At 35.9% G+C, this 19,093-nt stretch carries 36 protein-coding genes; 5 read left to right on the top strand and 31 right to left on the bottom strand.

Translation table 11 applies throughout. From position 1 onward, the window contains the following. Positions 1 to 110: 110 nt before the first annotated feature. The 28 genes from MKY46_RS10660 to MKY46_RS10525 all read right to left on the bottom strand — a co-directional run bounded on the left by MKY46_RS10660 (position 111) and on the right by MKY46_RS10525 (position 14,625). A complete protein-coding gene (locus MKY46_RS10660; protein WP_340808942.1) occupies positions 111 to 395 on the bottom strand; it encodes a hypothetical protein in 285 nt (94 codons plus the stop codon). A 142-nt stretch (positions 396 to 537) separates the two neighbouring features. Continuing rightward, positions 538 to 1,008, bottom strand: coding sequence for a WDGH domain-containing protein (locus MKY46_RS10655; protein WP_340808941.1), 471 nt, complete (start codon positions 1,006 to 1,008; stop codon positions 538 to 540). Between the two features lie 38 nt (positions 1,009 to 1,046). Further along, a complete protein-coding gene (locus tag MKY46_RS10650) occupies positions 1,047 to 1,250 on the bottom strand; it encodes an Acb2/Tad1 domain-containing protein (protein ID WP_340809807.1) in 204 nt (67 codons plus the stop codon). Positions 1,251 to 1,270: 20 nt separating this feature from the next. Then, a complete protein-coding gene (locus MKY46_RS10645) occupies positions 1,271 to 1,501 on the bottom strand; it encodes a DUF2829 domain-containing protein (protein ID WP_340808940.1) in 231 nt (76 codons plus the stop codon). 352 nt (positions 1,502 to 1,853) lie between these two features. Beyond that, on the bottom strand, positions 1,854 to 2,402 hold the full coding sequence (locus MKY46_RS10640) for a hypothetical protein (RefSeq protein ID WP_340808939.1): 549 nt from the start codon (positions 2,400 to 2,402) through the stop codon (positions 1,854 to 1,856). Between the two features lie 265 nt (positions 2,403 to 2,667). Next, on the bottom strand, positions 2,668 to 2,922 hold the full coding sequence (locus MKY46_RS10635) for a hypothetical protein (RefSeq protein WP_340808937.1): 255 nt from the start codon (positions 2,920 to 2,922) through the stop codon (positions 2,668 to 2,670). Between the two features lie 35 nt (positions 2,923 to 2,957). Next, positions 2,958 to 3,386, bottom strand: a complete 429-nt coding sequence (locus tag MKY46_RS10630; protein ID WP_249645727.1) for an ASCH domain-containing protein — start codon at positions 3,384 to 3,386, stop codon at positions 2,958 to 2,960. 52 nt (positions 3,387 to 3,438) lie between these two features. Then, positions 3,439 to 4,443 (bottom strand): DNA cytosine methyltransferase, encoded by a 1,005-nt coding sequence (locus tag MKY46_RS10625; RefSeq protein ID WP_249645728.1) that lies wholly within the window; start codon positions 4,441 to 4,443, stop codon positions 3,439 to 3,441. A gap of 53 nt (positions 4,444 to 4,496) precedes the next feature. Then, on the bottom strand, positions 4,497 to 4,703 hold the full coding sequence (locus tag MKY46_RS10620) for a hypothetical protein (protein ID WP_249645729.1): 207 nt from the start codon (positions 4,701 to 4,703) through the stop codon (positions 4,497 to 4,499). Positions 4,704 to 4,876: 173 nt separating this feature from the next. Beyond that, the gene (locus MKY46_RS10615) at positions 4,877 to 5,065 is read right to left on the bottom strand and encodes a hypothetical protein (RefSeq protein WP_249645730.1); all 189 of its coding nucleotides are present in this window, start codon (positions 5,063 to 5,065) and stop codon (positions 4,877 to 4,879) included. A gap of 52 nt (positions 5,066 to 5,117) precedes the next feature. Further along, the gene (locus tag MKY46_RS10610; RefSeq protein WP_340808935.1) at positions 5,118 to 5,843 is read right to left on the bottom strand and encodes a hypothetical protein; all 726 of its coding nucleotides are present in this window, start codon (positions 5,841 to 5,843) and stop codon (positions 5,118 to 5,120) included. 57 nt (positions 5,844 to 5,900) lie between these two features. After that, positions 5,901 to 6,185, bottom strand: coding sequence for a hypothetical protein (locus tag MKY46_RS10605; RefSeq protein WP_340808934.1), 285 nt, complete (start codon positions 6,183 to 6,185; stop codon positions 5,901 to 5,903). Between the two features lie 65 nt (positions 6,186 to 6,250). Beyond that, the gene (locus MKY46_RS10600) at positions 6,251 to 6,571 is read right to left on the bottom strand and encodes a hypothetical protein (protein WP_340808933.1); all 321 of its coding nucleotides are present in this window, start codon (positions 6,569 to 6,571) and stop codon (positions 6,251 to 6,253) included. Continuing rightward, positions 6,568 to 6,849: a hypothetical protein gene (locus MKY46_RS10595; protein ID WP_340808932.1), complete on the bottom strand. Its 282-nt coding sequence runs from the start codon at positions 6,847 to 6,849 to the stop codon at positions 6,568 to 6,570. The genes MKY46_RS10600 and MKY46_RS10595 overlap by 4 nt, the downstream gene beginning before the upstream one ends. A 42-nt stretch (positions 6,850 to 6,891) precedes the next feature. Further along, on the bottom strand, positions 6,892 to 7,614 hold the full coding sequence (locus MKY46_RS10590) for a phosphoadenosine phosphosulfate reductase domain-containing protein (protein ID WP_340808931.1): 723 nt from the start codon (positions 7,612 to 7,614) through the stop codon (positions 6,892 to 6,894). 42 nt (positions 7,615 to 7,656) lie between these two features. Further along, on the bottom strand, positions 7,657 to 7,851 hold the full coding sequence (locus MKY46_RS10585) for a hypothetical protein (protein WP_340808930.1): 195 nt from the start codon (positions 7,849 to 7,851) through the stop codon (positions 7,657 to 7,659). 28 nt (positions 7,852 to 7,879) lie between these two features. After that, positions 7,880 to 8,170, bottom strand: a complete 291-nt coding sequence (locus MKY46_RS10580; protein ID WP_340808929.1) for a hypothetical protein — start codon at positions 8,168 to 8,170, stop codon at positions 7,880 to 7,882. After that, a complete protein-coding gene (locus MKY46_RS10575; protein WP_340808928.1) occupies positions 8,167 to 8,397 on the bottom strand; it encodes a hypothetical protein in 231 nt (76 codons plus the stop codon). The genes MKY46_RS10580 and MKY46_RS10575 overlap by 4 nt, the downstream gene beginning before the upstream one ends. A gap of 24 nt (positions 8,398 to 8,421) precedes the next feature. Then, the gene (locus MKY46_RS10570) at positions 8,422 to 9,003 is read right to left on the bottom strand and encodes a hypothetical protein (protein WP_340808927.1); all 582 of its coding nucleotides are present in this window, start codon (positions 9,001 to 9,003) and stop codon (positions 8,422 to 8,424) included. A 117-nt stretch (positions 9,004 to 9,120) separates the two neighbouring features. Then, positions 9,121 to 9,435 carry a hypothetical protein gene (locus tag MKY46_RS10565; RefSeq protein WP_340808926.1) on the bottom strand — a complete coding sequence of 105 codons (315 nt, stop codon included), beginning with the start codon at positions 9,433 to 9,435 and terminating at the stop codon, positions 9,121 to 9,123. Positions 9,436 to 9,643: 208 nt separating this feature from the next. Continuing rightward, positions 9,644 to 10,183: a Holliday junction resolvase RecU gene (locus MKY46_RS10560; protein ID WP_340808925.1), complete on the bottom strand. Its 540-nt coding sequence runs from the start codon at positions 10,181 to 10,183 to the stop codon at positions 9,644 to 9,646. Positions 10,184 to 10,215: 32 nt separating this feature from the next. Continuing rightward, the gene (locus MKY46_RS10555) at positions 10,216 to 10,455 is read right to left on the bottom strand and encodes a hypothetical protein (RefSeq protein ID WP_058843130.1); all 240 of its coding nucleotides are present in this window, start codon (positions 10,453 to 10,455) and stop codon (positions 10,216 to 10,218) included. 58 nt (positions 10,456 to 10,513) lie between these two features. Further along, complete coding sequence (locus MKY46_RS10550) at positions 10,514 to 11,482, bottom strand: ParB/RepB/Spo0J family partition protein (RefSeq protein WP_340808924.1); 969 nt, start codon at positions 11,480 to 11,482, stop codon at positions 10,514 to 10,516. A gap of 44 nt (positions 11,483 to 11,526) precedes the next feature. Then, a complete protein-coding gene (locus MKY46_RS10545) occupies positions 11,527 to 12,282 on the bottom strand; it encodes a ParA family protein (protein WP_340808923.1) in 756 nt (251 codons plus the stop codon). After that, entirely contained in the window at positions 12,279 to 13,190 is a 912-nt protein-coding gene (locus MKY46_RS10540) for a rolling circle replication-associated protein (RefSeq protein ID WP_340808922.1), read from the bottom strand. Before MKY46_RS10540 ends, MKY46_RS10545 begins: the two co-directional genes overlap by 4 nt. Before the next feature lie 238 nt (positions 13,191 to 13,428). After that, entirely contained in the window at positions 13,429 to 13,596 is a 168-nt protein-coding gene (locus MKY46_RS10535) for a DUF6906 family protein (RefSeq protein WP_157492949.1), read from the bottom strand. A 287-nt stretch (positions 13,597 to 13,883) separates the two neighbouring features. Continuing rightward, positions 13,884 to 14,234, bottom strand: a complete 351-nt coding sequence (locus MKY46_RS10530; protein WP_340808921.1) for a hypothetical protein — start codon at positions 14,232 to 14,234, stop codon at positions 13,884 to 13,886. A gap of 34 nt (positions 14,235 to 14,268) precedes the next feature. Further along, the gene (locus MKY46_RS10525) at positions 14,269 to 14,625 is read right to left on the bottom strand and encodes a hypothetical protein (RefSeq protein WP_340808920.1); all 357 of its coding nucleotides are present in this window, start codon (positions 14,623 to 14,625) and stop codon (positions 14,269 to 14,271) included. A gap of 138 nt (positions 14,626 to 14,763) precedes the next feature. Here MKY46_RS10525 and MKY46_RS10520 point away from each other — a divergent pair, with 138 nt between their 5' ends. Continuing rightward, the gene (locus tag MKY46_RS10520) at positions 14,764 to 15,111 is read left to right on the top strand and encodes a hypothetical protein (protein WP_058843124.1); all 348 of its coding nucleotides are present in this window, start codon (positions 14,764 to 14,766) and stop codon (positions 15,109 to 15,111) included. Here the strand turns inward: MKY46_RS10520 and MKY46_RS10515 are convergent. The 3 genes from MKY46_RS10515 to MKY46_RS10505 all read right to left on the bottom strand — a co-directional run bounded on the left by MKY46_RS10515 (position 15,097) and on the right by MKY46_RS10505 (position 15,990). Beyond that, entirely contained in the window at positions 15,097 to 15,312 is a 216-nt protein-coding gene (locus tag MKY46_RS10515) for a hypothetical protein (protein WP_249645744.1), read from the bottom strand. The genes MKY46_RS10520 and MKY46_RS10515 overlap by 15 nt on opposite strands. Before the next feature lie 115 nt (positions 15,313 to 15,427). After that, positions 15,428 to 15,658, bottom strand: coding sequence for a helix-turn-helix transcriptional regulator (locus MKY46_RS10510; protein WP_058843122.1), 231 nt, complete (start codon positions 15,656 to 15,658; stop codon positions 15,428 to 15,430). A gap of 158 nt (positions 15,659 to 15,816) precedes the next feature. Then, entirely contained in the window at positions 15,817 to 15,990 is a 174-nt protein-coding gene (locus tag MKY46_RS10505; protein ID WP_157492948.1) for a hypothetical protein, read from the bottom strand. 193 nt (positions 15,991 to 16,183) lie between these two features. Between MKY46_RS10505 and MKY46_RS10500 the strand changes: the two genes are divergently transcribed. From MKY46_RS10500 to MKY46_RS10485, 4 genes are all read left to right on the top strand, one after another. Further along, the gene (locus tag MKY46_RS10500; protein ID WP_058843121.1) at positions 16,184 to 16,681 is read left to right on the top strand and encodes a helix-turn-helix domain-containing protein; all 498 of its coding nucleotides are present in this window, start codon (positions 16,184 to 16,186) and stop codon (positions 16,679 to 16,681) included. A gap of 19 nt (positions 16,682 to 16,700) precedes the next feature. Further along, positions 16,701 to 16,889, top strand: coding sequence for a hypothetical protein (locus MKY46_RS10495; RefSeq protein ID WP_340808919.1), 189 nt, complete (start codon positions 16,701 to 16,703; stop codon positions 16,887 to 16,889). A 105-nt stretch (positions 16,890 to 16,994) separates the two neighbouring features. Beyond that, entirely contained in the window at positions 16,995 to 18,179 is a 1,185-nt protein-coding gene (locus MKY46_RS10490) for a tyrosine-type recombinase/integrase (RefSeq protein ID WP_249645745.1), read from the top strand. A gap of 243 nt (positions 18,180 to 18,422) precedes the next feature. After that, positions 18,423 to 19,076, top strand: coding sequence for a FusB/FusC family EF-G-binding protein (locus tag MKY46_RS10485; RefSeq protein ID WP_340834129.1), 654 nt, complete (start codon positions 18,423 to 18,425; stop codon positions 19,074 to 19,076). Positions 19,077 to 19,093: the final 17 nt, after the last annotated feature.

Raw genomic sequence — 19,093 nt, 5'->3', positions numbered from 1 at the left:
TCACCCTCTTTACGCTATTTGCTCTTTTTTCTATCCATCAAACAACAATGAGAGCAATTGAGGAACGTGTAGGTGATACATCGTCCGTCTCAATTACTCTCACAACAACGTTATTCAACAGCTTCATATGTCTTTTCAAAAATATCAGGTTTACAAGGATAAAATTCACCTGCTACACCTTTTACGATGTAATCACCAAAATCCGCTCTCATCTTACCTTCTAGCGTATTGATGAAAAAACCATGATCTTGAATATTTGCGACTGTCGCATTCATTCCAATGACACTTGTACTCATGTCAATATTTTCAACCCACTCTACAACATTTACAATCGAATTATAATTATTCTCTAACCGCATCGCTTCTATGACTACTGGCTTTTTCCGATACTTCATTCCTTTTCACGCCTCTCTAATTGGATACATAAATTTTATTTTCAAAAGCAAGTACCGTTTAGCAAGGAAAAGGGGGTAAGCCTTGCCAGATACTCACTTTCCAAAATAAAAAGAAAAAAGCCACTCGCATAGAATGGCTAAACTAACCCTCAAAATAATCAACTAAGTGTAAAAGACGTATAACATCATCACTGGTATGACCATCCCAAACAGGTGCGTTATCTAGTTCTTTCACATCAAACATATTCCAATGTTTTAGATGATAATGATACGTAAACTGACCATTTGGAGTATCTATTCCCACAATAAAATAATTGTCGTACATAGTATCATCATGATGCTTTTTAGATTTCCAGCAAATTGATTTATTTTTCTTACATATAGCTGCAAATAAGACCATCCGATGAAGATATAATTCTTCAAAAGAATGATAACCGTCTGACGTATACTCAGGTGCATTTAGTGCTAGAACTAACATTTGATTGATTGCTCTATATTTACCACATTTAGAGCATTTCAAAATAGTTCTCTTCCCATTACAAGCGTTAATAGCATCACCAAATGCATTAGAATCCCAACGGAAGTCATGTGAACAAAATAATTGTTTGAACACCTCTTATTCCTCCTTTCTAAAGCTTCTTGCAATATGCTTTAATTGCGAGCGATTGAAGCATTTGCCCAAAACATTGCAGTTTCTAAATTAGTCATGGCAACTGATTTTTCACGACTGTTTGGGCATAGATCGTCAATCAAATATGCTAGTTCCTTCATTTTTTCACGAATTGCTTCATACTTTTCTGGTTGCCCTTCCTTTGGAGCATGGTACATAAAGCTATTTTCAAATTGCGGATTAATAGATTTTTTTTGCTCTGGCATTATTCAACTACCTCCCAATCCTCCGCTAACATATCTGCTTGTGAAGCTTGCCAACCTGGTTGCATTAAGTTATCGGCCGTTTTCATACCAATACAATCCTGCATAGGATAACTCTGAAACGTGGCGTTACCAGATGGAATAAGCTTTAACCACATTCCCTTACCATTCCAACCACTTCGAGCTACTTTCTTGCCCGACTTTAAAGCTTCAATTGCTTGACCAAAATCCATTGTATTTACCTCCGCTTCTAATTTTAAAAATAACAAAAAGCCTTACCGTGCTAGGGATAAGGCTTGTCTACTGCGGTAAAATATTCAATTGTCGAGTGCTCATTTCCGACTCACGGTAGAGCGACACCATGTTATTTTGCAACGATAGCTTGTGTTTAGGTGCATTTCCGTGCACTTTAACAGTAGTAAGTTTGTCTGTACAAAAAGGCATTGTTATATTTCACATGATAACCACCCCTTTCAGTTATAAAAATACTAATTTCCTCCGCTACCAGATATACACATTAGTCTTACACTATCATCATACATTGTTAATAATGAAAATAATATGAAGTGTTTTTGAAACGACATATCAGAGTCGAAATCGTAAACCATCCACCCCGAAAATCAATACTGTCAAGTCCTCATAGGCTTTTTTCACATCATTATAAACAGTTCTTTCGGTTAAAAACTGAATTTCACCAATTTCTGCATGTGTTTTTTTAACAGGAGCAAGGTATAAATGGTAAATGGTATCATATCGCCTCACTTCTTCATCTAATACTGCTTCTTCGCACATCTCTTTATAAACATTTAACATTCGATCAAGAAATTTAATTATGGCTAGTGTTCGTCTTTTAGAACGTTTTATTGCTTCTACAGCGAAATCATCCGTGTCTAGTTCATCAATTATGAGTTTGCGGTCTAACTTCACAATGTCATTTTGTACGTCAGCAACAAGTTTTACGAAACTACGGTAATTACGTAATAACAGCTTTACGTTACGTAATCGACGGTCATGTCTTTGTTTTTCTTCTTTTTGTGCCTCTAATTTGTATTGTTCGATTGCTACTACTGCCGCAGCCCTAGAAATCACCTCAATATGCTCAGTTGTTAAAACCGCTGTCTTTTGTTCTGCCATAGCTTTACCTCCTATGAAGTGTTCAAATTTTCGACCTATATTTCATTTGCATATCAAGGTAACTACAACACTTTCTTTTTTATGCTATAATTACCTTGTATAATTTGGCTGAGTAGTAGGTGTGTATCTGCTGCTCTTTTTTTACGCACTTCTTGTTTCTTCATATTCCCTTTTTAATTTCTCGTCATCTAGTTTCTCATAGTATTCTGGCACTAATCGTCCGAATGCTGTAAGATATGCTAGCATTTCTTCTCTCGTCAGATTTTCATCTTCCATCTTTTTCACACTCTCTTTTTGAATTTTGTGGGTTTTTCTTCGACCATCTACGAGCTTTACTAATCTGCTCTAATTCTTTACCTATGCTTCTTAACTGCTTATACACTTTGCAACCCCTGCATTTTTGAGATGGTTTATATGCTCTACGTTTGGGACATCCTTTGCATCCAAAGTAGAAAACATGGTCTTGCTGATTAATCAATTTCGCTCTACGGCTTCTTATTTCCTTACGTATTGCTTTCACCTCATCATTCCTCCTGACTTATGAACCGCTCCTATTTATGTTTGCCATTCCCATAAACTTAGTTTCCCTTTAGCTGCTATCGGTTCGGATAATACTTGTAAGTTAGCAAGCTCCCATGCGTAACGTCCTTCTGTATAGTCACCAAAAGCCACCTCTAACCCATCCAATGCTTTTCCTTTAGATAAGACAGATACGAAACCTACTGTAGCTTTGACTTTATAGCAATCAATTAAATCAGCTACAGCTATCACCACCCCAGTAGGCAATTCCTCGAAGGATTTAATACCGTGTTCAACTAAAGTTGATTTAATCCAGTATTCGTTACATGCATCTTTATCAATTGACTTACCTGCATGTATTGCAATTTGTCCACGATGTTTAGTTTGCCATGATCGTGTTTCGAATTTCTTTACACCTAACGCTATTAATGTAGCCCAAGGTTGTTTAATAGTGACGGCTTTCAAAACTTATGACCTCCTGTTCATGATTAATATCCTCAATACATTCAGAATACATTCAGCAAATCAATTGTAATTGACCACTTGTATCAGTAATCAAATCAGTAGCATAATCCTCATTCAGAATGACTTCAAATATCGCCTCTAACTCTTGTACAACTATGCTGTTTCCTGCTAACGCATATAGTGTAGCGCTACGACAATTTTCTTTTTGCGGAAATTCTTTTAGCATCAAATCAAAATCCTCGTCATCAAATCCCATCAATCTCCACCACTCTCGCTCAGTTGGGTATCTATAACGACCATCAGCCATTTTAAACACACCAGCACTAGGGCAACGATCAGGACGCTCTGTAATGGTATTGCAGACATCAATAATTGTTTTTACATATCGGAATTTTGTTTTATTACGCTCAATTTCCTCAGAGCTTGCTAAATCTTCTAATCTTCTTAACATTGACGGAGCATTAACCACATATTTTTCAATGTTCTCAATTTCGCTATCAAGTTGTTTAAATTCACTCATTGGTCTTAATGGTTTCTTTTTAACCTTATTAAAATCAAAAGCATTATTCCCTAAAATACTTATACAAAATACTCGCTCTCTTGTTTGAGGAATACCTCTATCCATTGCATTCGATACCTGATATGAATTTGTATATCCTAATGATTCCATGTCACGCAAATACTCATTGAAGATTGGTCGTTTCTTTTTAAACAACGCACCTCGTACATTTTCCCAAATAACAACTTTTGGTCGCCATTCACCCATTTCACGAATGATCCGAATCGTTTCAAGCATCAACTTTGAACGACCTTTATCATCGTTTAGATTTGCTGCGCTATTATCTTGGCAAGGTGATCCATGTACTAAAATATCAGGTTTTAAGTTCCAGCCTCTAACATCTTGCGGAGTGTATCTAAATGGATTCATAGCGTTATATGCCTTTACTCTATTATCCTTCCACTCCACATAATCAATTGTTTTAACTTTTATTCCTAGATTCTTTAATGCCTTAATATCAGCACCAATACCACCAAATAGTGATAATAATTTAATCACCCCACCACTTCCTTAAAAGAACACATTTCTTTGTGATACGCATTTTCTTTCAACTAAAGATTAGACATATCATCTTTTAACCACTCTTCATTTTTTCCATCATCATAACCATAGTCTGTTATAGTGCCTTCTGTACCTTCTGGACACCACTTATCACATGTGTCATCTACCTTAACCGTATTGTTGAATTCACCTGTTGCAAAGCACCCAAAGGCAAAATGACCGCAAGTCCAGCAAACTTTTTCACACATAAATTGCAACCCTCCAGTACAATATCTTTCTAGGATTGAATACGAACAGAAAATTGATCTATCATTACAAGTTCTATTTCTTTATCATGTTGAACGTTTATACAAATATCCATTTCTCTATCCTTATTCGATAGACTGGATTCTTGCAGTAATTTAATTAGCTCATTGATACTCAATGTCATTCACCCCTCCAATTCAACATGTAACCCATCCGCTTCTAAAAAATCCGCTAATATTTCAATGTCATCACTTGCTACAACCATATCCCAAGCGAGACCTTCATAACCGTATTCTTCTTGTAGAGTCTTTACTGCCTGTTCAAATCTAGTAAAATCATATTCACCGTGATTTATTGATAAAGTTTGCGACATTCATTTCACCCTTCCTATTCAATATTCCTTCCGAAACGAACATTATAAAATATTAAGAACGATTCCTAGCCCGAATTTCTGCACGTCGTTCTTTATGTTCCTCCCAGTAGCCTTCACGGTAAGATTCTTTCATGCGATATTTTAGTTTTTTATCTTCTGTGAAAATTTCTAGCCAATCTTCATTCCATTTTGCTCTCAACGTAGCCATTGTGGACGGTTTAGGATTAGCGTAATGAGTTTGCACGTTATCCAGAAGCTCATCAATAGTCAACCCTGTACGATGAAAATATAAGCATTCTTTTATTTTCTCGATTGTGAGCTTATATTCCGTTATTGTTTCTCCACCCTTAGAACCACCTATATTCATCAAATGAATTTCATCGTTGATACAATCTGCAATATGGAAATACTTTGAACGTCGCTGTCTCTTTCCCCAATGAACTATTTTCACACCGTTAGTTTCTGTTATGGTTCTCGGATTTGCATTATAATACATTAACCCGATACCTAATCCCTTGATCCAATCTAAGATAAATTTGCGATGATGTTGATTTTTCGGTTCTGGTACAAGAATAAATACATAATCGACTAGACTCTTCCGACTTATTGCCTGTTCAATCACTTTGAAATTTAGCGAAGTTTTCATTTCTACTCCAATAAAAACATTTCCATGTTTACCTACGGCATCTATATCGTTGACCTCAGCATATACTTGCTGACACCCCATTTCTTGGTGCAAGAACATCTTTAACGGTTCAAATAAATCGGATTCTTTCACGGTATCACCTCTGTATATTTTCTTTCTGTTACACTCATTTGAAATACGCTTCGTTTATTACTTCTTGGGAGCTTTCCCTTCATCCAATTCTCCATATTCACTCTTCAAATCAAAATCAAAACGGTCACAGATTGCTTTAATACCTTCTGCAATGAAATATTGTTTATTTGCAGAAACCTTTTGTTCGTTCGCTTTTTCAAGACAAGTGCATAAGACGTCGATAAAACTATCATTCTTATTTAAAACGTCTTCTTTGGTTCTAACTAACTCATCGTATTTATCTGCCTTCTCCATGATAGATTGGAAACTTACGTAGTTAATTGTGACTGTAGCGTTTTTCATTTCCCTTCTCTCCTTTGTGAATTTCTGATATTTATCAGCTGAGGAACATATAAAAATCTGATAAATCAACCGTGGTAGTAATTTTCTTCTTCATCATTGAATAAGCCATTCGCCGCTTTCCAAGCTGTTATTTCATCATGCTCAATTAGTTTTTGTTCTTCTCTGTAGAAAGCTGCATCACGTGCATTTTCAATTAATGGTATAAATTCACCATGATAATCCATCTCTATAAGATCAGCCCCATAACCCTTATACGGATTTTCTGCACCTGTTAATTCTGTTAAAAATGCAAATTCGTCATAACTTATCGCCACACGATTGAAGTGTCTACCGCATACCGATGTACTTGTTATCTCTGCATTTTGATGTATTGCTTCAATGTTCATTTTCCGCACCCCTTTTCAGTGCTTAATAAGTCATTAAAAAGATTTAGAGCCATACCGCTCAATTCAGCAGCCATATCACTTACTTTTCCAGAAGAATTAATCAAATAATTTAATTCTTGTATAGCACCTTTTTTACTATCCAAATCTTTGAAATTACCTTCTCTAATATTCATTAAGAGAAAAGCCATCTGCATATCGGTGTTGTCTAATTGCTTTTTCAATTCGTCCCTTTTAATCAACATATAAGTATAAGCTTCATATTCTGATTTAAAATTCATTATTGCCCTCCCTTGTTTCACTGCAAATTATACTCATTGTGCTTAGTCACATACTGCGCTATAAGCAAGTTCGCACAAGATGCCACATTCGCCCATTATTTCATCTTCCATGCGTCCTCTATTAGGCTCTAACTCGTCTAAATACATGCCTTTAATGCAAGTTGCTCCTATTTCGCGCTCTAATTGAGCCATTGCAATAAACCGATCCGGGAAATGCTTCCGAATCATGTTCCAGTAACCCATGCCCCCCTTGACGCAACCTACGCAGTTATTATTTCTAAAACCTAAGTCATACATAATGGGACGCTTAATGCCTAACTTGTCCAACATTCCATGCACCTCTTCTTTTGTTAACATGGCGTCAATCAACGGAAATACATGCTCATGCTCTGGCGTTGTTTGTAGTAATCGTTCCGCACGATGTTTTTCTTCGCTGTCATAGCCCCATACATAGCGTAATAATTCATCCTGTGTTTGCTCCCAATGCTGTCTTACTTTCCTTTTTAACTCGCCCGTACAAGGTGCTCCAGATGGCCCATTAATATATCTACGTTTACGTATAATCTCCATAGCGCTATACGTTTTTTCGTTTTTCAATATTGTGAATTTCCGTCCAAGAGCTTTCTCGCAATCTTTTAAAAATCGGTACGTGTCTTCATGTTGTTCTTTAACATCCAGATAGTAAATTTCGTCAATTTCATCTTTTAAAAGATAAATCGAAATGAAACTACTTACCCCACCGCTAAACCATGCTACTGTTTTCAATTCTTTCACCTCACTTACTGCACATTTTGGTTCAAATATTTATTAAATGATGTTCGATACTCGCTCACCGAAATCTGATAGATCAATCTCTTCAGCATATAATTCTTCAGCTTCAACTTTAATTTTGTTTAGTGTCTCAGCTTCTTTAAGTAGCCAATCTAAAGCTTCTCTAAGCATTGTGTATTTCTCTGGTGGATAATTATATTTAATAATTTCTTTCGCTTGTTTTATATCCATTTTCTTCATCCTTCCTGTATATTTTCTTTCAATAAAGCACGACTTTTAATTTTCCTTCTTTCGCCATTTTGTGTTGATTTGCCATGAATTTCATAACCGCTTCTTGTTCCGATTTAGCTGGCTCAATCAATCTCACTTCGGCAAAGTAATTCATTGCGCCTCTGTAACAACGTAGCACTTGATAAACTCCCCATTGCCCTCCTACATTATCAACGACACGTAGCTGCTGTTCTTCAGGTGCTAAAGCTATTTTTACCCCTAGCACCTTTTCAACTTGGCGTACCTGTTCAAATTGCTCTTTTGATACGACAATCTTCACGTACACTCATCCTCCCAAACTCTTTCGTAGTCTCTGAATAATTCACCAAATGTAATTTTTCTTTTCTTCCGCAGACTATCAAGACATTTTTCATAAACGAGGTAGCCGTCAAAATCTTGATACCAAACACGTATTAATTCCTCAGTTATTTCGTGTTTAAAAAGACAATTAAATATTTTCCTTACCTCGATTTTCTCGCCCTTAAAGACTAAAACAGGATTATCCATAACACTTCCTCCTGAATATATAACCTACAAGTAATTCGATAATTGCCTTGTCTCACCGATCAAAATGAAGTTGGACAATATGAAGTCATCAATATCTTTTCTTGTAAATCCTTCAAAACTGTCTTTGTTATTAAAAATAGACATTTCACTGAATGCGTTAAATAAGTGAGGATATTGCGCTTCTATAACTGCGGTAATGGTTGCCCAATGCCCTGCAAAGCTACAAGGATAAAATTTCTTATCCTTTTCATCGAACACACCTTTCCCTGCATATCCTTTTTTGATGAAATCGTTTTCTAAGTCTTTAAAACGTTGTAATCCATAAACAATTTCGTATATCGAATTAAAATCATGTTCAGTGTCTTTAAATGTTATTTCTTCATAACCTTCTTTTTCTACAAAGACATGTAGAATAGATTCTAATTCCCCATCTGTCATTGTTCTCAAAAATTCAAAGTTGGCGAATCTATGAGCTTTAGATTTACGTTTCCCTTCTGTAGAATCGAAGAATTTTTCAATATGGATTTCCATAAGCAACTTAGTTAATACAAGAGGCTCATAATGAAAGTGCATTTGGTGAACAATCGTTTCCCCTGTAGTTTCCATTTTTCTTCAGTCCCTTCCGCTTCTTTTGAAAATTCCGACTGCATTAATTGCATTACTGATTAAATACAACCTTTTTTCTAGAGGCATCGACAAGAACCATTTTTTAAATTTCATTCCTTACGCCTCCGCCCTTTTATTGAATTTCATTGGAAATGGTAATTCTTCATCAGGAGAAAATTTAATTCCGTTCGCATCTTCTGATCTCTTTCTAGCATCTTTAATACAACCACGGTAAAGACCGCCACCAGCAAACCATAAATCTTTCATAATCATTTTGTTGCATTTCTCATGCAAATGAAATTGTGTACGCAGCTCATCTTCTTTGGCATTAACGTAAACCGCACTTTTACCTTTTTCTATTTCATTTTCACAGCCAAAACACGTATGAGCTTTTCGAGTTACGACTATACGTTTTTTTATAACCTCTAACATTATTTAGCCCACCCTTTTTATTTTTTTGAATTTGCTTTACGTCTGGATACATTGTGTGGCAACCCATACTCTTTCCGTATTTCTTCACGAGTCATTCCATGTTCCATACGACAATGAGCTTCAGTAATAACAATGCCTATGTGGTTGCAATCCTTCACTGGACACTTGATATAACATCCTTGTTTAGCGCTCCAATATTCAGCCATTATTAATCAACCCCTACCGCTTCTAAATAATGAACTGTATATATCCCTGATCTGATTCGAGTACAATGATCTCGGAAAAATTGAAGTGGTATGGATTTTGCACCACCTTGTTCCGCAGCTACCCAAGCAGTTTCTAATTGCTCAAATTTAAGCAGATAAATTTCAGGTTCGTTTTTTCCTTCTAGCCAGAAGCAAATTAATAAAAATGATTTACCACCGTTAAAATGCCAAGAACGTAATTGCTCATATTGCTTTTTAGTTAAGTTTTTCAAAGGGAAATTAGTGCCACGACGGATTTCCTTTGCATCAAATATGATGGCTTGCCCTTTGTACACACCGCTATAATCCACCCATGACGCACTACCAAATTTACCCTCAACATTTTTTCCTTCTGCCTCAACAATCCTCACTGGCGTTGGCACTTTACGGACGTCAGCAAAGTTGTTATTACGATATTGATTGTTTGTCCCGTCAATTAAATTTTCGAACACTTTTCCTCTGTTCGCATGGCTACGTGAATAAGATTGCTTTTGTTTTCTCATTGCGCCTCAACCCCTCACTTGATTTTCTATATTTATTTATTCATTAATTTTTCATTGATAAATTCATAGCATTTTTGAATTTTATAAACGTTAAAAACTTCTTCAAATTCCGCTTCTTTAGCTACGACATAGAATTTTTCATTGCGACTTACACGTATATCCCCAAATTGCAATGTGCCATCAATTTGTAACGCCTCTAATTGCCTATAAACATAGTCGTTACGTTGAATATTTGTATCGCATTCAAACATGCTTAATTGCACAATTGACATAGCATAACGCTCCTTACAAGACCAATTGAATGCGGTCCAATAAATGAACCGCATTTTGTTATCTAATTTTTTTAATGCTCATGATGACATAATCCTCTGGAATGCCATCATCGCCACCTTCCTGAAGATAAGTGACTCTTACCTCAACAAAACTACCTGTGTACACTTGATTGTCAAAGTCAAATTCATTTATTTTCAATTTGTCTCCCACTCGAAAACTTTGATTATTAAAGCCATACATATAAGTTTTTAATCCTGCTTTTATCGCTTCAAATTGTAGTGTATAGCTGTCTAATTCATGGGTCATTGGTTTTTCCTTTTGCTCCGACTCAACGACTTCTTGCTGCATCTCTTTTGCAATAGCTGGCGTTAAAGGTTTACCTTCTTTAAATTCCTTAACCGCTTCTTGCTGCTGTTCTTCTGGCAGTCTTGATGTTTCATATGCTGTGGTAAAATTAATTTTTTCATTGCTAAATTCTTCCTTCAATTCAGGAATTAGCTTATTGTTAATACTGTCCATTCGAGCAATTTGCGTAGGGGAAACGTTCATAAGCTGTGCAATAATGTCTCGCTTTCTTCCAGAGAACGAAACACCACTTTTCTTCAGTTCACTTAGCAATTCTTTTAGTCTGGCAGCTTGATACGTTTTCTCGTAATCTGTTAATTCACGAGCTGTAGAATTTGCCATAATTAATTGCAATTCAGCTTGTATGTCGTCTACAGATTTTTGTATTTTGCAAGGTATACGTTTAAATTCCTCGTTACCTTCCTCATAAAGCTCTTGCATGGCTTTAAAACGTCTATGACCACTTATAATCTCGTAACCACCTTCAACCTCACGCACCACTAAATTTTGTTGTAGACCATGAAGTTCAATGCTAGCTTTAAGCTCCGTTACGTCCTTTACTACGTACTTATTCATTTCTGACGGAAACAGCTTTTCAATTGGAATATGGTCAACCTTAAACGCTACACTTTGCTTCTGTGATTCCTTGCTCATAAGTTGTGATAGATTGAATTTCGACATTTGCGCACTCCTTTCTTAAAAGATGTAACATGTGTCCGAATGTGTCACATATCTAAGTATTCATTCACCAGGGCTACATAATCTAAGCAAGCTGTTGACCGCTTCGCATACTCTAACAACGGCTTTCCAGCAAAGGTCATTTCATCAACCTTTACCGTTTTTCTAATACGTGTTGCAAAAATTGGATAACCCTGTTGCTCTAACAATGCTGTCCCTTGCTCGTTAACACTACTCCGCTGATACATTGTGACAAAGCACCCTTTGAAACAGATGGCACTATTAAACTCGCTTACTTCGTCAATCTGTTCTAAGATTTCATTTAATCCATCGAAGCTAAATTGATCTATTTTGATCGGTGCTAGTACATCGTCAGTAGCTACTAATGCATTGACAACCGTTAAATTGAGATCGGGAGCATTATCAATGATGCAATAATCGTATTGATCTCTTACTTTTTTCAATTTTTTACGCAGCCTAGTTTGCTGCGGACGGACTGAATCCATCAAGATTTCCTTATTTGCACGTAACAAATTCATGTTAGCCGTAATTATGTCTAGACCTTCATAAGCTGTTTGCAAAATGACATTATCCACATCTACTTTTTTATCTGTTAATAACTCTGCAAGTCCTATGCCGTATGGGTCATACAGCCCGAAAAATTTTGACGTGTTGCCCTGTTTGTCATTGTCGATTAGTAAGACACGCTTACCATGCACCGCTACTAATGTATAAGCTATATTGATAGCTGAAACTGTTTTTGCTACTCCACCTTTTAGGTTGATAATGCTGATTATTTTCATATATCTAATCTCCTTTTTGTTGTTACTGGGTTATCAATTCGTATCATCTCCACATATATATAGACACCCGAAGTAAAAGGACTATATTTAACTTTGATTTCATTGAATTGATAACCTGGATACATTTTTTCAAATGTTTCATGAGCAGTATTCTGATTTAGTGCAATACGTTCCGCACGTTTTCTTGTTACTTTGTTGTTTGCTATTGTGATAATTGGTTGTTTCAAATTGCGAGAAGGTGTATAACGTTTTGTGCTGTCTTTGCGCTGTTGCTTCATCATGTATTGAGCAATCCCTTTTAATCCACTTTCATTCGGTTGCAACTGTCGTGAATTAGCACGTCCTCTAGCCCATAATTCCTCTGCTATAGTGCGGTCGCTGAAATTCATTATGATGTGGGCATGTACCCTTACCTTTTTTCCTTCCGTATCAGCAAACTCTATAACATAGATGTATTTAAGCTCTCCTAATCCCATCTTTTGCATATAACGCTTGATACGACGTATATAATTTGTTACATCTTTTTTTGCTTGCTCGTAACTTTCAGGCAAATTAAAATTGTCATACGTAAGATGCAAAAAAATATCTTCAGGAGTGAAGTTTCTATTCACTAATCTTACAAAGTGCTTTACAGCATTTTTCATATTCAAATTCTTTTGCGCCATGCTACTTCTGCCATCTTGCTTCTTTTTTCCACGCTCCCACTTACCCATATCCAAACGAATAGGATAGATTTCACATTCAAGTATATTTCCGCTCTTAATTGTCTTTCTTCGACATTTAACTATTTGCTTGTCACGTAAGTTTTCTATGCGATCTTCAATTGTATCTTCATCTACCGTGAATATTTCTTCATAATCTTCTATGTCGATTCTTTTATTAAGCGCATTAAACGGAGCACCCTTCATATGCCTCTATCCCCCAGTCAATCCTTTATAGCCCCTAGTATGTTTGTTAGAGTCACTCCACTTTTTCTCTTCGTGGTCGTAAACTTAATACTCCATACAAGGACGTTAATTGACTGTTTTATATGTGCGTGGTATGCTTTTCACATACACTTTTCATCAGTCAATTAACGTGTTGCGCTGTCGTGGGCGCGTCAATTTTTACCAAGTTGCTAATCGTTCCAGCGTTTAGCAACTTTTTTTATTTTGTCGGTGCTGGCACTTTTTTGATGTGCCCCTTTTCTCTATTTTTGATTTGCCAATACTGCTTGTCCGCAGACACAAACAGCCAGTTATTACAATTGAGCCGAATACTGCTGAGATACATTTTTTCCTCACGAGTGAATTTTCGTGGACGTTTTATTCTCATAACAATGCTCCTTCCATTATTCTTTTGATGGTTGAAAACTTGTCCCATCAAGCAGCCTATAAATGTTTAGGGCATCTTTTGTTGCACCTAAAGGGGAATTTTATAGATTTATAGACTGCTTGACGGAAGCGAGTAGACACTCGCACCGTTTCTTGATATACTGTTTTCACGACTAAATAAATCAGTATATTTAAGCTGCTTGATCGCTCCAACGATTGAGCAGTTTTTTATTGGAAACATACCTTAAACAATTAATACGTTGTTTCACCGTCATATTTCTCCATGCTCTAATTTTGATTCGCATTGGATTTCACCACTTTCGCAGACCAACCTTGCTCACTTAAACTATTAGCAATTTCATAGAATCTACTTCGACGCTGTTCTTTTATGTGATTCTCCAACTGTTCCATATAATCAACGCTTTTTTCTAAAGCTCCCAATCGCTCACGAACGGAATCAAAATCCCCTTTACGTATTAATAATGCAATGGCTTGCATGACATCCTCACAACATGCCTTTTGATTTGCAAGTTCCAACTCAGATTTCTTCATTTCACCAGCAACCTTCTTATTCGAAAAATCCACGAATACCAAGTTTTTCAATCCTTCGTTGTACGCTTGCTGTAATTGATTGAGCATTTCCATTCCTCCAATGTTAAATAAATTTTGATGTTTAAATCCCTTTAATAGTTAATTGAAGTCTATAAGTATTCAAAACCATGCCACCTACATCAGATTCACAATATATAAAAATGCCCGAATCTTTTGTATTAGTGACTTCTAAATTTAAACTTTCAAAAACTTGTGTTGTTAAAGTAACCATCAGTCCACACTTGCTCTGACGAATCGCAGATATACCAAGAGCTTTAGCGTCTTTATTTAACACTTCACGCAAATTGTGATACTCAGAAGTAGTACTAAAAAGATACATTTTCATTTCTAACTCAAATAGTGTTTTCATTGTTTGTTGACTCTCATTTACTTTATTGGCAAATGCTCTAATCGCTTCAAGTGTCACTTCATTTGACATATTGGTTCACCTCCTTTTGAATGGTTTGACGTTGCTACCGTCATATCAGCTATAAGTTACGACTATACCTTCGTCGGTTAGGTATCACAACACTTCAAATATTTGGTATAATTCACCTAGAAAGTGAGGTGATATACAGTGATAAACGCATCTAGCATCTTTAAAGACTTGAATGACTACGATAAAACACTAGTAAATACCGCTCTTGATTGGGCTATCAAGAATTGCCATTTATATTCTTGTAGCGAATCTGATGAAAGACGTACCAGAAGTAACACGACATTAGCTAAATTTAAATTCGAAGCCGAAAATTACACTTTCGAAAAAGATGAACTACTTGCACTAAATAGTGCCACCCATTTTTTTCACACCGAATTAATAACTTACAAGATTAGTGCTTATGATGATGAAGAAACCATTGACAAAATGCATGCTTCTTTTAAAAAAATAGGAAGAAAACTTGATGATTTTCTAGTGGGTGTTTAGGCGCATTTCTGCTTCCTTCCTAGAAATCTGCCTCATCAACTCTCTTGCTTTCTTTATGTGTGCGTTGCGTTTGTTTTCGTATTCCTGCTCACTCATTTCACCCAATGAGTGAGCTTTTCTATATTGCATGAATTGCTCATTCATTTCCTGCATCTCAGCCCGTTCTACTTTCCCTATTTCGTACATTTCTTTTAAAGTCATTCACTCTCACCACCTTCAAAATGGATTAACGTTGCTACCGTCACATCAGCTATAAGTTACGACTATACCGTCATTGACTTGGTATCACAGCGCATTCACTTGTTTGTAATAAGGTTCAACCCAACTTTTGTTGGTCTGATTCTGATTGATTATCTGCACCTTTTAGCCATTCATCTATTTTATCTAGGTTAAAAACTATAACCCGTTCACTAAAACGCATGTGCGGAATTTCCTTAGTCCGTATTAGCTTGTCTACAGTTGATTTCCCCATCGGACAATTAACACTTGCTAGGTATTCCACAATTGCTTTTACGCCTCTAACAGTTCTCATGCTCTCCGTTTCCATGCTCTTCCCTCCATCAATTGATGTGTTCATGTCTTGTCTGTAGCATCAAAGAAATTAATAGTTACTATTGTTAAGGATTAAACTAAATTATTTCCTTCTACTACAGACTCGACATGCACTATTTATCCTCTGAAATTTAAAACAGCCATAAATTTTTTCTAAGCTGGCTCTTCTTGATTCCCTTTTGCAATGCGCAAACCCACCCGAATACCAGCTTGATACCCCTGAAGCAACATCATGAAAGCTTGTTTTTCTTGCTCAGTCATGTCCTCCAATTTGGTTGCTAAATTGTCGAAAACCGCTTCATCTTTGATGTCATAGATCACATTCATTTACCTCACTCCTTTCAAAAAAATTGCTAGCCTACCGTAATAACTGTTAAAGAACCAATATCTTCACTCGTTTTCGTCCTATGAACACATAATAATACATATATTCGTCCTTAGTCAATATATTTCTCTTTTTAAAGTTGCCATAGGACGAAAATATATGTAAAATGCAATTAGAGGAGGTGAAGATTGGAAAATGAATACAACCATAGGTACACGAATTAAAATGTTAAGAAATGAACTAGGTTTATCTTTAGTCGCTTTTGGCGACAAAATAAAAATGACGAACAGTAATATTTCTAAAATGGAAAAGGACTTGCGGGTTGTAACAGATCGAACTATAACAATCATTTGTAATGAATTTAGCGTTTCTGAAAGATGGTTACGTACTGGCGAAGGCGAGATGTTTGTACAGGAGGAAACTTTCTCTTTAGATGAAAAGGCCAAAGAATATAACCTTTCAGAGTTGGAGATTGATATTATGAGAGGTTATATGGAGTTACCGCCCGAAACACGCAGTGAACTCATGGGGCTATTCAGTGGAATATTTAACAAGCATGCTGAAACTGCTTCTACAACTGTTGAAGACGAGATTGAGGCAGAAGTAGAAAGCTATCGTCGTGAATTGGAAGCTGAGAAAAAAGCGAGAACATCATCAGCTTCACAAGGGCAAAGAAAAGGCTTAATAGGATGAGAGGTGTGTAAAATTAGAGATGAATGATAGATTGTTCCATTTATTTAACCAGCTAACTCCGAACAACAAAGACTATGTACTTAACTTTCTTGAATCTTTAATAAAAAGCCAAGATAAATTCAAAGATTTTGATGCCACTTCTCCTAGTAAAACTATTACAGAAGAAGTGGAAATAAATAATTTGAAATTACTATTAGATTTAGATTGAAAATTTTGAATACTTAATTGTTGAGGAAAATAAATAATTTAGAGCAAACTCACTGGGTTTTGCTCTCTTTCTTTAAATATGAGGTTTAATATGAGGTGAATTAATATGTCTAGTTACGTTGAATTGCCTCCTAATAAAAAGGGAGAGCCAGGTATTAAAATAACTATTGAATTAGGGTATGACGAAACAACCGGGGAACGTATAAGGGATTATAAAACTGTTCGATTAAAAAGCTTATCTACTAGAGCTATTAAAAATGCTATTAAAGAAGCTGAAATTGAAGCCCGCGAAAATTTGAAAAAGAACAATAACATTGTTAAAGGGATGACAGTTGGGCGATTCATTAAAGAATTATGGGAAGATTTACATTTGAGTAAATTAGCCCCACGTACTCAGACAGAATATAAAAAGATCATCGATAAATCCATATATCCGTATTTTGAAAAGCACATTTTAGACAAAATAACACCACTTAACATCGAAAAATACTTCAAACACGAACTAGATGCAGGTAACAAAAATTTCAAAAACAAATATATTGTATTAAAAAGCATATTTTCATTTGCATTAAATATGAAATTAATCGGTGAAAATCCTACGGAAACGATACAGTTACCTCAAAATGAAAAAAAAGAGCGTGAATTAAAACACTATGATGAAAAAGATTTAGCGTTGCTACTCGAAAAATTGCACAATGCTAATCCAAAACATCGCTTAGCATTTAAATTAGCTTTTATGTTAGGTTTAAGACGCTCCGAAATTGCAGGACTAACGCACGATTCCATAGATTACGAGCATAACAAACTCTTTATTAACAAACAATTGCACTATAACGAAAAAAATAAAACATTTTCCTTTGGTCCACCCAAAAATAAAAAATCTCGCACAATTATCGTACCTGAATTGTTCATGTGTGAAATTAAAGAATATGCCATTCATCATAGATTACAAAAATTAGATAAGCAGAGAAAAAATGAATGGTGTCCTGCTATTACCGAAGATGAGACCGAAATGGACTTATTATATACTAACAATTTCGGTTACCCCGTACTCCCCAATTCGTTATCCAGAGCTTGGTCAAAGTTTGTTAAATTGAACGATTTGAAAGATATAAATTTGCATGGCCTGCGACACACCTTTGCATCTTATGCCATTGTAAAGGGAGTAAATTTCAAAACAATACAAGAGCAATTGGGACATTCACATGTTAATATGTCTATAGGCACTTATGGTCACCTGACTGATGAAGATAAAGCCAAAGATTTGAAGATATTTAACAAATTAATGTAGATTGGTCGCTTATTGGTCGCCTGTTTAATTCAACCTATTATAAAACCTCATATAAAACCCATATAAATCAACGTTTCCTTTAAAGGAGGGATCGAAATGATAGCATTCACTTGTAATGCTTGCTCTAGAACGTCTTCTTTAGGTCAAAGAGGTCTAGATTAAGTTATACAAATAACCTAAAATTGAATGATCTCTTTAGGCCAAAAGTTTATAAAATAGCCTACTAAACAGGAGAGATTTCAAATGGAACAACAAACAATTCAGCCGTTTTTAACGGTCGCTAATTATCATTTACTAGAACAGCAATTAAATAAAATTTTACATGCTCTTACGACAACGAACGATAAAAACGTCATCCTAGCCGTTCGGGGCCTTGTGGATACAGAGGTAACGACAAAATTAGAGTTATCAGCAACGGAAACAAAGCTGATTGAACAACTTTTTGCTATAACAGATCGGGCGCAAGGGGATGCCTTTTTAGAACAATTAAAGCCATATGTCATCCCGTTCAAGCCAGTGACAGCCAGTACGCTTAAAACCTTATTTAAAAAGGAGAAAAAGCTAAAGCTGCCAAATCTAGAAGCACTCGATTTTCAGCAAATTTGTTATCTTGCATGGGATGACCCTGGCACACATCGAAAATACGTCGTCCTTGATCAAAATGGACAGCTAGCAGGTATTAAAGGCACATTTGCCAACAGCACTGTACGTGGCATTTGCGCCATCTGTAATCGCCATGCAGATGTTGGCTTGTTTACTACCTCGATCAAAGGACAGGTCGTTGGCACATTTACCTCCCATAGCAATTACATTTGTGCGGATAGTAAGACGTGCAATGAACATATTACAGATATGAATAAAACCGTCGAATTTTTTGAGCGCATTACGAAAAAATAGCGATTGATTAAGGGCAG

Origin of the sequence: Lysinibacillus sp. FSL M8-0355, assembly GCF_038008985.1 — a bacterium.
Taxonomy (GTDB): domain Bacteria; phylum Bacillota; class Bacilli; order Bacillales_A; family Planococcaceae; genus Lysinibacillus; species Lysinibacillus fusiformis_D.
This window is presented reverse-complemented; position numbering and strand designations above follow the sequence as displayed.

Bases quoted from the DNA above. Each gene is read 5' to 3' on its own strand.
- MKY46_RS10660 (WP_340808942.1), bottom strand. From the start codon at position 395: ATGAAGTATCGGAAAAAGCCAGTAGTCATAGAAGCGATGCGGTTAGAG.
- MKY46_RS10645 (WP_340808940.1), bottom strand. From the start codon at position 1,501: ATGGATTTTGGTCAAGCAATTGAAGCTTTAAAGTCGGGCAAGAAAGTA.
- MKY46_RS10640 (WP_340808939.1), bottom strand. From the start codon at position 2,402: ATGGCAGAACAAAAGACAGCGGTTTTAACAACTGAGCATATTGAGGTG.
- MKY46_RS10615 (WP_249645730.1), bottom strand. From the start codon at position 5,065: ATGTCGCAAACTTTATCAATAAATCACGGTGAATATGATTTTACTAGA.
- MKY46_RS10605 (WP_340808934.1), bottom strand. From the start codon at position 6,185: ATGAAAAACGCTACAGTCACAATTAACTACGTAAGTTTCCAATCTATC.
- MKY46_RS10600 (WP_340808933.1), bottom strand. From the start codon at position 6,571: ATGAACATTGAAGCAATACATCAAAATGCAGAGATAACAAGTACATCG.
- MKY46_RS10595 (WP_340808932.1), bottom strand. From the start codon at position 6,849: ATGAATTTTAAATCAGAATATGAAGCTTATACTTATATGTTGATTAAA.
- MKY46_RS10585 (WP_340808930.1), bottom strand. From the start codon at position 7,851: ATGGATATAAAACAAGCGAAAGAAATTATTAAATATAATTATCCACCA.
- MKY46_RS10575 (WP_340808928.1), bottom strand. From the start codon at position 8,397: ATGGATAATCCTGTTTTAGTCTTTAAGGGCGAGAAAATCGAGGTAAGG.
- MKY46_RS10570 (WP_340808927.1), bottom strand. From the start codon at position 9,003: ATGGAAACTACAGGGGAAACGATTGTTCACCAAATGCACTTTCATTAT.
- MKY46_RS10565 (WP_340808926.1), bottom strand. From the start codon at position 9,435: ATGTTAGAGGTTATAAAAAAACGTATAGTCGTAACTCGAAAAGCTCAT.
- MKY46_RS10560 (WP_340808925.1), bottom strand. From the start codon at position 10,183: ATGAGAAAACAAAAGCAATCTTATTCACGTAGCCATGCGAACAGAGGA.
- MKY46_RS10555 (WP_058843130.1), bottom strand. From the start codon at position 10,455: ATGTCAATTGTGCAATTAAGCATGTTTGAATGCGATACAAATATTCAA.
- MKY46_RS10550 (WP_340808924.1), bottom strand. From the start codon at position 11,482: ATGTCGAAATTCAATCTATCACAACTTATGAGCAAGGAATCACAGAAG.
- MKY46_RS10545 (WP_340808923.1), bottom strand. From the start codon at position 12,282: ATGAAAATAATCAGCATTATCAACCTAAAAGGTGGAGTAGCAAAAACA.
- MKY46_RS10540 (WP_340808922.1), bottom strand. From the start codon at position 13,190: ATGAAGGGTGCTCCGTTTAATGCGCTTAATAAAAGAATCGACATAGAA.
- MKY46_RS10535 (WP_157492949.1), bottom strand. From the start codon at position 13,596: ATGAGAATAAAACGTCCACGAAAATTCACTCGTGAGGAAAAAATGTAT.
- MKY46_RS10530 (WP_340808921.1), bottom strand. From the start codon at position 14,234: ATGCTCAATCAATTACAGCAAGCGTACAACGAAGGATTGAAAAACTTG.
- MKY46_RS10525 (WP_340808920.1), bottom strand. From the start codon at position 14,625: ATGTCAAATGAAGTGACACTTGAAGCGATTAGAGCATTTGCCAATAAA.
- MKY46_RS10515 (WP_249645744.1), bottom strand. From the start codon at position 15,312: ATGACTTTAAAAGAAATGTACGAAATAGGGAAAGTAGAACGGGCTGAG.
- MKY46_RS10510 (WP_058843122.1), bottom strand. From the start codon at position 15,658: ATGGAAACGGAGAGCATGAGAACTGTTAGAGGCGTAAAAGCAATTGTG.
- MKY46_RS10505 (WP_157492948.1), bottom strand. From the start codon at position 15,990: ATGAATGTGATCTATGACATCAAAGATGAAGCGGTTTTCGACAATTTA.
- MKY46_RS10500 (WP_058843121.1), top strand. From the start codon at position 16,184: ATGAATACAACCATAGGTACACGAATTAAAATGTTAAGAAATGAACTA.
- MKY46_RS10495 (WP_340808919.1), top strand. From the start codon at position 16,701: ATGAATGATAGATTGTTCCATTTATTTAACCAGCTAACTCCGAACAAC.
- MKY46_RS10490 (WP_249645745.1), top strand. From the start codon at position 16,995: ATGTCTAGTTACGTTGAATTGCCTCCTAATAAAAAGGGAGAGCCAGGT.
- MKY46_RS10485 (WP_340834129.1), top strand. From the start codon at position 18,423: ATGGAACAACAAACAATTCAGCCGTTTTTAACGGTCGCTAATTATCAT.